Raw genomic sequence first — 12,064 nt, forward strand, 5'->3', positions numbered from 1 at the left:
TGGCGTGGCGTGGCTTGCTGGTCAGTGCTGCTCGTTGAACAGCTCACGCCCGATCAGCATCCGCCGGATCTCGTTGGTACCCGCACCGATGGCGTACAACTTCGCGTCACGCAGGAAACGGCCGGTGGGGTAGTCGTTGATGTAGCCATTGCCGCCAAGGGTCTGGATGGCTTCCAGGCCGACCTGCACCGCGGCCTCGCTGGCGTGCAGCAGGCACGAGGCGGCATCCACCCGGCTGCGGTGGCCGGCGTCGTAGTCGCGTGCCACCTGGTAGGCAAACGCGCGGCTGGACTGCAGCGAGGTGTACATGTCGGCGATCTTGGCCTGCATGATTCCGAAGGTGCCAATGGCGACGTCAAACTGCTTGCGCTCGCGCACATAGGGCAGGGCGATATCGAGTGCCGCCTGCATCAGTCCCAGCGGTCCGCCGGTCAGCACCAATCGCTCGGTGTTCAGACCGCTCATCAAGACCTTGACGCCCTGGTTGACCTCGCCCAGAACGTTGGCAGCCGGGATTTCGCAGTCGCGGAAGACCAGCTCGCAGGTGTTGGAGCCGCGCATGCCCAGCTTGTCGAGCTTCTGGGCGGTGCTGAAACCCGGCATGCCCTTCTCGACGATGAAGGCGGTCATGCACTTGCTGCCCGCTTCCTTGCCCGCGGTGCGCATGTAGACCACCAGCACGTCGGCTTCGGGACCGTTGGTGATCCACATCTTGTTGCCGTTCGCAATCCAGACGTCGCCCTTCAGTTCGGCGCGGCACGACATCGAGCCGACCACGTCCGAGCCTGCGCCCGGCTCGCTCATCGCCAGCGCGCCCTTCCATTCGCCGGTGCACAGCCTGGGCAGGTACTTGCCACGCTGCTCGTCGCTGCCGTTGGCGTAGAGGTTGTTCACGCACAGGTTGGAATGGGCGCCGTACGACAAGCCGACCGAGCCGGATGCGCGCGATATCTCTTCCATCGCCACCAGGTGCGCCAGGTAGCCCATGCCGCTGCCGCCGTACTCCGGGTCGACGGTCAGGCCCAGCAGTCCCATCTCGCCCAGCTTCGGCCACAGGTCCTGCGGGAATACATTGTCCTCATCGATCTTCGCCGCGCGCGGCGCGATCTCGACCTCGGCAAAACGGCGCACGGCATCGCGCAGTGCATCAATCTCGTCGCCCAGCGGAAAAGGTCGCATTGGAGCTCCATAGGTTTTGTCTTGAAAGCACGACGGGGCACTCCGCCCCGTCGTGTTTGTCGCGTACTACAGCCGGTTAAACAGCCGCCGGTAATCAGCTGCCGCGGACGCGGCCCTTGAAGCGCGGGGTCCCGCGACCCATTGGCAACTTCAGCTTGCCGACGGCGGCGATGCGCTCCTCGGCCAGGCGGTCGGCGGCCTTGTAGGTCGGGATGCCGTCGCGCTCGGAGATCTCGAAGATCCGGCCGAGGTTGTGGTAAATGGTGCGCATCATGCGCATCGCACGCTCGCGGTTGTAGCCGTCGATTTCCAGCGAGACGTTCATCACGCCGCCGGCATTGACCGCGTAATCCGGGGCGTACAGGATGCCGCGCTTCTGCACGTCATCGCCAATCGCATCGGTGGCCAACTGGTTGTTGGCCGAACCGCAGATGACCTTCGCCTTCAAACGCGGCACGGTCTCCTCGTTCACGGTGCCGCCCAGCGCGCACGGCGCGTACACATCGGCCGCGACGTCGTAGATCTCGTCCAGGCCCACGGCCTCGGCGCCATACTCGGACACGGCTTTGTCGACCAGGCCCTGGTTGATGTCGGTCACGAAGATCTTCGCGCCGCGCTCCTTGAGCAGCTTGACGTATTCCATGCCGACGTGGCCCAGGCCCTGTACGGCGTAGCTGTACTTGCCGACTTCCTCGTCGCCAAAACGCTTGTTCAGCGACGCCATCAGGCCCTGCAGGGTGCCGTAGGCGGTGAACGGCGACGGATCGCCCGAGCCGCCGTGGACCTGGTGCACGCCGGTGACGTACTCGGTCTCGCGGAACACGAACTCCATGTCGTTGACATCGATACCGACGTCTTCGGCGGTGATGTAACGGCCACCGAGCGACTCGACGAACTGGCCGAACGCGCGGAACAGCACCTCCGACTTGTCGGTGGCCGGATTGCCGATGATGACTGCCTTGCCGCCGCCCAGGTTGAGCCCGGCGACCGCGTTCTTGTACGTCATGCCGCGGCTCAGGCGCAGCACGTCGTTCAGCGCTTCGGCCTCGGACTTGTACGGCCACATGCGGGTGCCGCCGAGCGCGGGGCCCAGCGTGGTGTCGTGGATGGCGATGATGGCCTTCAGGCCTGCATCCTTGTTGTGGCAGAACACGACCTGCTCGTGGCCGAAAGTATCGAGGGTTTCGAAAATCATTGCGGACTCCGCACGCTGGTAGCCGTATTGCGTAGCGCAACCGTCCCAGCTTTGGTTGATAAGTTATTGAAAATGCTGAAATCTGGGGCGTGGGAGGTCTTCAAGACGCCTGCCGCAGCCGCATCAGTCTAATGGAATCGGCGGTTTGTCGCGTCCATTGGAGCGCCACGGGGCCGATAGCCGCGGCGGGCTTCATTGGCGCGCCGGCGCTACAATCGGGGGTCAACGATTCTCCGATGGAAAGCGCATGAATACGTCCGCCGCCAGCCTGCCCGAAGCCCGTCCCGACAACACGCCGCTGCGGTTCGTTACCGCCGCCAGCCTGTTCGATGGCCACGACGCGGCGATCAACATCATGCGCCGGCTGATCCAGTCCCAGGGCGCGGAGGTTGTCCATCTGGGCCATAACCGCTCGGTGGAGGACGTCGTCCGCGCCGCGTTGCAGGAGGACGCCGACGCCATCGCGCTGTCGTCCTACCAGGGCGGGCACGTCGAGTACCTCAAGTACATGGTCGACATGCTCAAGGAGCGCGGCGCCGGCCATATCAAGATCTTCGCCGGCGGTGGCGGCACCATCACCCCCGAAGAGATCCGCGAGCTGCAAGCCTACGGCGTCGAACGCATCTACCACCCCAACGACGGCATGAAGATGGGCCTCGTAGAGATGATAGAAGACGTAGTCCGCCGCACCCATGTAGGGCGGGTTTCAACCCGCCACCGCGACGCCCCCGAAACTGTAGGGCGGGTTTCAACCCGCCACGACGACGCCGCCGAAACCCACACCCCCGACGCCACCGCCCCCTCCATCACCGACGAAATCGCCATCGGCAGAATGCTAAGTGCCATCGAAGAAGGCGAGTACGACGAAGCCGAGCTAAACCGCCTCCGCAAACAATGGCAACTGGCCGGCAGCCGAACCCCCGTCATCGGCATCACCGGCACCGGCGGCGCGGGCAAGTCCTCCGTCACCGACGAACTGCTGAACCGCTTCCTGGCCCACTTCCCCGACATGCGCCTGGCAGTGATCTCCGTCGACCCGACCCGCCGCCGCACCGGTGGCGCGCTGCTCGGCGACCGCATCCGCATGAACTCGCTGCGCTCCAAGCGCGTCTACATGCGCTCGATGGCAACCCGCCGCCAGCACGCGGCGACCAACATCGTGCTCAAGGACAGCATCGGTTTCCTGAAAGGCCTGGGCTACGACCTGGTGATCGTGGAGACCGCCGGCATCGGCCAGAGCGACTCGGAGATCGTCGACCTGGTCGACTTCCCGATGTACGTCATGACCAGCGACTTCGGCGCCGCCAGCCAGCTGGAGAAGATCGACATGCTCGACTTCGCCGAGCTGGTGGTACTCAACAAGTACGACAAGCGCGGCGCCGAAGATGCCCTGCGCGACATCCGCAAACAGTGGAAGCGCAACCGCGTCGCCTTCCAGACCAAGGACGAAGACGTCCCGGTTTACCCGACGATTGCCAGCCAGTTCAACGACCCCGGCATCAGCTGGATGTTCGCCAACCTGTGCCGCCTGATGCGCGAGAAAGTGTTGCTGGATGACGGCGATGCGACTGGCGGTGACCCGTTGCCTGCTGTAGGCGCGGCTGAAACGACTCCTAAGCAGGCAGGGCACCCGCGTGGGACGTCGAAGGGCAATGTCCCCCACGCCGCGCCAGCCCATTGCGACTTCCGCCCCGAACTCGACACCACCCTGAAAGAGCCGCGCGCCACCGTACTGATCCCCGGCGCACGCATCCGTTACCTCGCCGAAATTGCCGAACAGGGCAGGGCGATCAACAGCACCATCGACACCCAGTCCGAGACCGCCGACCGCGCGCAGAGCTATTGGCAGAGCCTGCACGACCTGGAAGACCCGGCGCTCCCCAAGCAGCTGGACCTCTACCAGGCCGACGACCTCGTAGGGCGGGTTTCAACCCGCCAAGCCGAACCCTCCCACCCCTCCACCGTCGATCACGCCTCCACCGTCGTTCCCGCGAAGGCGGGAACCCATGGACGTTCGGCCGGTGAAGATCCAACGTCCATGGATCCCCGCCTTCGCGGGGATGACGGAGTGGGCGCGGCAGGTGGGGCGGGCGCGGATGACGGGACGGGCGGGGCGGGCGGTGCAGGCGGTGCGGCCGGGGGTGACGGTGCCCCCGACCGCACCTTGCTCACCCTGCGCCAGCGCTACAACGACGCCATCCACTCACTCTCGGCCGACTCCCGCAAGCTGCTGCGCCACTGGCCCGAGCGGCTGAAGTCCATCACCGACGAAATCACCGAGTACGAAGTCCGCGGCAAGAAGATCCGGGTCGAGAACTACCGCGAGTCGCTCAGCCACCAACTGATCCCCAAGATCGCCGCTCCCACCTACAAGTCCTGGGGCGAGCTGCTGACCTTCCTGCAGAAGGAAAACCTGCCCGGCGCGTACCCCTACACCGGTGGCGTCTACCCGTACCGCCGCACCGGTGAGGACCCGATCCGCATGTTCGCCGGCGAGGGCACGCCGGAGCGCACCAACCGCCGCTTCCACTACCTGTCGGTCGGCCAGCCCGCCGCGCGCCTGTCCACCGCGTTTGACTCGGTCACCCTGTACGGCGAGGACCCCGCGCCGCGCCCGGACATCTTCGGCAAGATCGGCAACTCCGGCGTCAACATCGCGTCGCTGGACGACATGAAGAAGCTGTACTCCGGCTTCGACCTGTGCGCGCCGACCACCAGCGTGTCGATGACCATCAACGGCCCCGCGCCGATGATCCTGGCGATGTTCATGAACTGCGCCATCGACCAGCAGATCGAGAAATACCTGCGCGAGGACGATGCGCGCTGGAACGAGGCGAAGGCGAAAATCGACTCGATGTTCGAAGGCAAGCGCCGCCCCGCGTACAGCGGCGAGCTCCCGGAAACCAACGGCGGCCTCGGCCTCGGCCTGCTCGGCGTCACCGGCGACCAGGTGGTCGACGCGGACACCTACGAGCGCATCCGCACCTACACCCTCAAGACCGTGCGCGGCACCGTGCAGGCCGACATCCTCAAGGAGGACCAGGCCCAGAACACCTGCATCTTCAGCACCGAGTTCGCCCTGCGGATGATGGGCGACATCCAGCAGTACTTCGTCGACAACGGCGTGCGCAACTTCTACTCGGTGTCGATCTCCGGCTACCACATCGCCGAAGCCGGGGCGAACCCGATCAGCCAGCTCGCCTTCACCCTGAGCAACGGTTTCACCATCGTCGAGTACTACCTCGCGCGCGGGATGAGCATCGACGACTTCGCGCCCAACCTGTCGTTCTTCTTCAGCAACGGCATGGACCCGGAATACACCGTGATCGGCCGCGTCGCCCGCCGCATCTGGGCCCGCGCCATGCGCGAGCGCTACGGCGCGTCCAGCCGCAGCCAGATGATGAAGTACCACATCCAGACCAGCGGCCGCTCCCTGCACGCGCAGGAGATCCAGTTCAACGACATCCGCACCACCCTGCAGGCGATGTACGCGCTGTTCGACAACTGCAACTCCCTGCACACCAACGCCTACGACGAGGCCATCACCACCCCGACCGAAGAGTCCGTGCGCCGCGCCGTTGCGATCCAGATGATCATCAACAAGGAGCTGGGGCTGAACTTCAACGAGAACCCCTGGCAGGGCAGCTTCATCGTCGACAAGCTCACCGACATCGTCGAGGAAGCCGTCTACAAGGAGTTCGAGGCCATCAGCGAGCGCGGCGGCGTGCTCGGTGCCATGGACACCATGTACCAGCGCGGCAAGATCCAGGAAGAGAGCCTGTACTACGAGCACAAGAAGCACGACGGCAGCCTGCCGCTGGTCGGCGTCAACACCTTCCTGCCGAAGGAGCACGCCGGCGAAGTGACCACCGAGATCGAACTGATCCGCTCGACCCCGGAAGAGAAGGGCCAGCAGATCGACAACGTCGCCAACTTCCAACAGCTCCGCAACGCCCTAACCCCAGCCGCCCCCGCTCCTGTAGGTGGGGCTTCAGCCCCTCCCGACGAACCCACCCCAGGCCTCGCCTACCTCCAAAAAACCGCCCGCGACCGCCAGAACGTGTTCGCCGCGTTGATGCAGGCGGTGAAGACGCATAGCCTGGGGCAGATCAGCCATGCCCTCTACGAAGTCGGCGGCGAATACCGCCGCAACATGTAGCTCGTCGCCGTTACGACATGACCCATGAGTAGCGTCAAGCGTACCGATGACCGGACATTCCTCTCCTTTGAGGAGGCCGAGCGCGCCCAACTGTTGGCGTGGGTCGGGTTGAGCACTGCCGCAAAGATCGACTTCTTTGAAGAGATGATTGAACTGGCCTATTGGAGCGGAGCGCTCACGCCCGAGCGTCTGGCGTTGCGTGATCGGGTGCTGTAAATGTGTCTATCATCACAAATTGCAATGCACTGGTCGGGGGAGGGGCTGCAGGCGCTAGGAGGCCGCCCGCGACCGCAAAGGTTCGCCGCGGTGATAACGACGGTGAACGCGTAGCCTAGGGCAGTTCAGCCATGCGTTGTATGTCGTGGATGGGGAATGTCGGCGAATATGTAAGTTATAGGTATTTCGGCTAGTTCGATATGGGCTAGTTTTTACTTGGATTTGAGTGCGGACTGAAGGGGACGGGATGATCGCAGGACTATTCTTGAGGAACTATCGCTCATATCGGGCGACGCATTTTGTTCCGGTTAGCCAAACAGGCGCAAACTTGTCGCTTTTCATCGGTCCTAACGGAGTCGGAAAAAGCACGATTCTCGACGCACTGGATGTCTTGTTTAATGGCGGTGAGTGGAGCGTTAATACCACCGCTAAACGGGGTGGCGGGTTGAATGGTGACGACAAGATTCCATTTGTAGCGCCAGTGTTTTTGCTAGATCCCGAAGAGGTTCCAGAGCCGCTCCACGAATCGCTGACGAAACTTAGTACCGCGTTGGATTCAGCGCGTAGCTCTCCAGCAGTCAAGGTATTCGAAGAGGTTCGTCAGAAACTGTTGAAAAAGTTTCCGGGTGCCCATGTGATAGTGCTCGGGCGGGCTCACAATGATTATAGCCGTGTCTTCCTCGGTCCGTACGAGAGGGATGCTGAAGTTCGGCGGATACTTAATGTGGAGGGCGACGACCACTTCACAGCGGCCTTGGGGCCCTTAATGCAATTCGTTCTCGAAAGGTATGCTTACTTCTACATACCGGTAGAAGCGGATCCCTTGACGTATACCAAGCTTGAGCAGCTCAGCATTCAAAAGTTGTTGGACGAGGACATCCAGAATCAGATTCAGAAAGTAATAACACAGAAAACCATTAAAACTATTAATAAGGAGCTGCGTGCCTTTTTGGGGGATATTCACGAGCATCTTGAGTCTTATTCATACAAGAATAACTATAAGGAAAGCCTCACAATGCGTGACCTCACCGCTAAGGTGGTCGAGGCGTTCTTCTCGACAAAGGTTTTGCATAAGGATGGGGATGTCCCCGTTTCAGGGCTGAGCGCGGGAGAGAAACGACGCGCTTTAATCGATGTGGCGTACTCATTTCTGCGTCGTCGCCGCGATCGCAACGTTCGAGTTGTCTTGGCGGTCGACGAACCTGACGCTTCCCTTCATGCTTCTGCTTGCCACGATCAGTTCACGAAACTCGCGTCCATTGTCGATTTGACCACCCCGAAAACGCAGGTGCTGCTTACTACCCATTGGTACGGTTTTCTACCCCTCGCAACGGAAGGTGAGGCGCAGTCGATGAGTGAGCGGGACGGGGAGTTGTCGATCACTACTATCGATTTGCGCAGCTATCGAGAGTCGTTAAAAGGAATGGTTCGCGAATCCAAGGGTAGCCTGCCAGTCGATGTTGCGATAAAGAGTTATAACGACCTGGTTCAAACGATCGTTGCTGCAGTAGTTCGGAAAGACAACCCATATACTTGGATAATTTGTGAAGGTCTTTCAGATAAGATCTATTTAGATCACTATTTTCAGGCTGAGGTTAAATCGAAAAGATTGCGTATACTTCCCGTCGGCGGTGTGGTCGATGTTAAAAGAGTTTATGATCGGCTCGTCGCGCCTCTGGCCGACGATAGCTATAAGGTCTACGGGAAAGTTTTATGCCTCATCGATACGGATGCGGAGGCAAATGAGGTCGAGGTAAGGAATAGTCAACATCTTTTTTTCAAAAGGATGGTTCTTAAGGGCGACGATGTGGTGCTCGTTGATGGCAACGATTATCTGCGCGCCCCCGTCACGGCCATTGAGGACGCCTTGGAGCCTGCATCGTTCCATGAGTGCCTGTCAGCTCTATCAGCGAGGGAACACTCGCTGTCGACTGAGCTGGCCGCTTTGCTTGATGCAAATCCACTGGTCGTGACTTCTAGAGTGTCTGCCAGTTGTATGGATTTTCGCGACTCAGATCGCCGTTTGCTTGAGCGACTTTTTGCGACAGGCGAAGCTAAGGTCGATTTCGCGGAGCTATATTGCGCGCGGGAGTTGTCGGATTCGCCCCCTGCTTGGATAGAACAGGTGCGTAGTCTGCTGTGGCCAGTGAGCAGATCAGGGAAGGCCAAACCTCGGCAGAATGTAGTCAATGCTAAGTTGCCCCCTGCTATGATCACCCGCTAGAGAGGGTCTGAACTGTCATCATTACCGCGAAGGCGGTGATTCATGAACTTCAAACTCCAGAGACTTATGCTTTAGAGGCCGAACCTGTGTAGGAAGTGGGTCATTATAAATCTTCGTTCTCATCGCTATACTCGATATCCATCCAGTTTTGATACACGTCTCCGAATTTCTCGTACAGCGCATTTATCTGGGAATACGCAGATCGGATGGGCGCAGGATCTTCATTGATGAGCCTGTAGCCTGAGGTGAGCCTCATGAGGAAGTAGGCGAATGCATCTGAGATGATGCGTGACAGATGCGCCAAGTGCATTGCATCTCTTCCGGCCGGTGAGCGTCGTTCTCTATCATCTGGAATGGAAATTCCGATGTAATCTGCGTGTTGGATGTGGCTTGCCAACGAGTAATTGTGCAGGAGGCCGCGGAACCTGAGGGAAGAGTCATCTCCACTCCGACGAAAGGCATCCAGTATGCCGGCAACGCCCCATCTCGACTCCATGGAGCGACGCGTTGTTTTGTCGTATGACTTCTTAAGTTCGCTCAATTTCTCATCTGGCAAAAGCCTGTCCGCAAGAGGCCGCAATTGGGGAGAACCCGAATCTCCCAAAGCAGACAGTAGTTCCCTAATTTTGTGGTCGTCCTTTAGCAGGGCGATGTTGAAGTGATCCACTGAGTATTCGTGGATGCGCTGCTTGAAATCGTCATGGGCCTGCAGGATGTAGGCGAATTTCAATGTCCCTTCGGAGACCGAACGGAGAATTACCTCCGCGTCCCATAGCTGGCCATAAGCAGACAACAGGAGGCTACTTTCGGTGGAGCGTGCACAGGAGGTTAGCAGCATCCCCAAGATCCACTGTTCCTCTGCGGTCCACCTGGGATGCGTGGCTACGGGTGTCATCAGAGGTAGAAGTTGTCGCATCAGAAAAAGCGCCTGCTCCGACCTGTCGCGTTGAATGAACAACAGTTCGTCGTTGTGCATAGTGAATTCCTTTGTCTGCGGCGCGGACGGCGCTGCGATTTTGTCTGCATGGGCTCACACTCGGAACTGTTGGGCCAGCATGCGCTGCGGGTGTCACAAGACCATGATGTGCGGTCGCGGTCTCCAACCTGATAGACCTCCCTTGGGACGATGCGCTATTGGATAACGTTGAAGCAAAAATTCGTTCGCGCATGATGTCCTCGATCCGGGGTAAGGACACCCAGCCAGAGCTCATCGTGCGTCGTTATCTTCATGCCAGCGGGTTTCGTTTCCGGCTGCATCGTAAGGATCTACCGGGGCGGCCCGACTTGGTTCTTCCAAAGTGGCGAGTTGCCTTGTTTGTTAACGGCTGTTTTTGGCATGGCCATCAAAAGTGCCGCTATTTCCGCCTCCCGGGGACTCGTCCCGAGTTCTGGAAAGCCAAGATCCAGGGCAATCGCGATAGGGATGCTCGTGCCGAAAAGCTCCTTTCGGAGCAAGATTGGCGTGTCTTGACGATCTGGGAGTGTGCCCTTCGTGATTGTCCTGAGGAAGCATTGCAACAGCTGTCAATGTTGATTCGGAGTAGCGTGGCAGCAGCTGAGATTCGGTCCGAGATTGCTCATCGCGACAGTACGGAGTGAACGATTTCTGCCAGTTGATGTGCCATCCAGGGTGGCACGGCATTTCCTACCTGGCGGAACTGTGCTCCGCGGGCACCTTCGAAGAAGTAGTTGTCCGGGAACGTCTGGAGACGGGCGGCCTCGCGGACGGACAGGCTTCTTAGCTGGCTGGGATCCGGATGGATGAAGTAGTGACCATCCTTTGATAGGTGGCTCGTAACTGTCGAGCTCGGTCGGTTCCAGGCTTGTGCCTTGAACCGATCTATGAATTTTCCACTTCCCCAATTTTCGTGGTTCGGGTGCAGGATGTCGGGAAATTCATCAGCTCCCCGCGGCGATCGTTCGTGGAGCTCAGTGAACGCAGCGGTGTATGCATAGCGTTTTAGGTCGTCTTCCATGTGAGACCGAACCTCATGGTTGAGGAGGCCACCCAGGCGAGGATCGTGCAGCCAGTGTGCGAGATGCTGTGGCAGGGAAGCTTGGTCTCCGGCCCAAGGTGTCCAACGTCCTCCTGTGCCGGGATCCTGTTCCATGACACGGCTTGCCGCCTCCTCAAGCTTCCGCGCCACTTCTGATTGCAACTTGTTTGCGTGGCGCGCGGTCGCGCGCAAGATCCGGGCAGCGTCTTGGGACCAGTTGCGGATGACCTTGGTGGTTATCCCACTTCGTAGTGGCGGAAGCGCCCGCAGAACATGCTCAACATGCGTTGTCGCTGGCGTTGCTGCCAAGGATGGGTGGGCTAGATCGCCAAGCTCCTTGTTTAGACCGAGCAGGATGACCCTATGCCTTGCCTGTGGGACACCGAGTTCCTCAGCGCGCAGGATGAAGCGGGCCGTGGTGTCTTCCTGCTCAACGACAGGGGTGACGAAGGGGATGATCCGGTACTTGGGGCCATTCGGCCCGCCGGGTTCTGCGAGGTCCCGCAAAATTTGCGGAAATACCAACTCCCCCGCGACCTTGGAGGAAAGGATTCCCTTGACGTTCTCCATTACGAACGCAGTCGGGTGGTGATTCTTGATGAGCTCAAGGTAGTGGCGATAGAGAAAGTGGCGCTCATCCTCCTCGGGACGATAGCCGGCGATTCCCCGGTTCCGTGCGCGGCCGACGAGTGAGTACGCTTGGCAGGGCGGTCCACCCACGAGTATCCAAGGACGATCCTTTTCGGAAATTTTGGCAACCCGCTCGCGCAAGATTGCGTCGTGTTCCGGCGTTCCCACGGTCAGTTGGAGTGCTTCGCGACACGCCGCATCCCATTCACTTTTGGTTTCTTCTCTCCAAGGGGTCGTCCTGTGGCCACGGACGTACTCGTAGTAGCTGTCGGGAGCGTGGCCATGTGGAAACTGCCGGAAGAAGGCGCGAAGCCGCAATGTGCGCGCCGCATTGATCTCCATTTCGGCAGACACGCCAATCTTGAACGCGGGCTCGCGCCGGCCTTCAGGGATAAACGAGGAGAAGCCTTCGCCCAATCCACCGGGGCCAGCAAAGATGTCAACGACGGGGATGAGCATGGAGC

At 60.1% G+C, this 12,064-nt stretch carries 8 protein-coding genes; 4 read left to right on the top strand and 4 right to left on the bottom strand.

The genetic code is table 11. From position 1 onward, the window contains the following. Positions 1 to 21: 21 nt before the first annotated feature. Positions 22 to 1,179, bottom strand: coding sequence for an isovaleryl-CoA dehydrogenase (locus ACW7G6_RS01410; protein WP_456979106.1), 1,158 nt, complete (start codon positions 1,177 to 1,179; stop codon positions 22 to 24). Positions 1,180 to 1,273: 94 nt separating this feature from the next. Beyond that, entirely contained in the window at positions 1,274 to 2,374 is a 1,101-nt protein-coding gene (locus ACW7G6_RS01415) for a Glu/Leu/Phe/Val dehydrogenase dimerization domain-containing protein (RefSeq protein WP_456979107.1), read from the bottom strand. Between the two features lie 247 nt (positions 2,375 to 2,621). On the opposite strand from ACW7G6_RS01415, the gene ACW7G6_RS01420 reads away from it, so the two are divergent. The 3 genes from ACW7G6_RS01420 (at position 2,622) to ACW7G6_RS01430 (ending at position 8,973) form a co-directional block, all read left to right on the top strand. Further along, the gene (locus tag ACW7G6_RS01420) at positions 2,622 to 6,533 is read left to right on the top strand and encodes a methylmalonyl-CoA mutase family protein (protein ID WP_456997389.1); all 3,912 of its coding nucleotides are present in this window, start codon (positions 2,622 to 2,624) and stop codon (positions 6,531 to 6,533) included. Between the two features lie 24 nt (positions 6,534 to 6,557). Then, positions 6,558 to 6,749 carry a hypothetical protein gene (locus tag ACW7G6_RS01425; RefSeq protein ID WP_456997390.1) on the top strand — a complete coding sequence of 64 codons (192 nt, stop codon included), beginning with the start codon at positions 6,558 to 6,560 and terminating at the stop codon, positions 6,747 to 6,749. A 247-nt stretch (positions 6,750 to 6,996) separates the two neighbouring features. Beyond that, complete coding sequence (locus ACW7G6_RS01430; protein WP_456997391.1) at positions 6,997 to 8,973, top strand: AAA family ATPase; 1,977 nt, start codon at positions 6,997 to 6,999, stop codon at positions 8,971 to 8,973. 103 nt (positions 8,974 to 9,076) lie between these two features. Here ACW7G6_RS01430 and ACW7G6_RS01435 read toward each other — a convergent pair whose 3' ends face one another. Continuing rightward, positions 9,077 to 9,949 carry a DUF5677 domain-containing protein gene (locus ACW7G6_RS01435; protein WP_456997392.1) on the bottom strand — a complete coding sequence of 291 codons (873 nt, stop codon included), beginning with the start codon at positions 9,947 to 9,949 and terminating at the stop codon, positions 9,077 to 9,079. 158 nt (positions 9,950 to 10,107) lie between these two features. Here ACW7G6_RS01435 and ACW7G6_RS01440 point away from each other — a divergent pair, with 158 nt between their 5' ends. Continuing rightward, a complete protein-coding gene (locus ACW7G6_RS01440; protein ID WP_456997393.1) occupies positions 10,108 to 10,572 on the top strand; it encodes a very short patch repair endonuclease in 465 nt (154 codons plus the stop codon). Here the strand turns inward: ACW7G6_RS01440 and ACW7G6_RS01445 are convergent. Next, the gene (locus ACW7G6_RS01445; RefSeq protein WP_456997394.1) at positions 10,551 to 12,059 is read right to left on the bottom strand and encodes a DNA cytosine methyltransferase; all 1,509 of its coding nucleotides are present in this window, start codon (positions 12,057 to 12,059) and stop codon (positions 10,551 to 10,553) included. The genes ACW7G6_RS01440 and ACW7G6_RS01445 overlap by 22 nt on opposite strands. Positions 12,060 to 12,064 lie beyond the last annotated feature (5 nt).

The sequence above is a fragment of the Lysobacter sp. A421 genome (genome assembly GCF_054052145.1).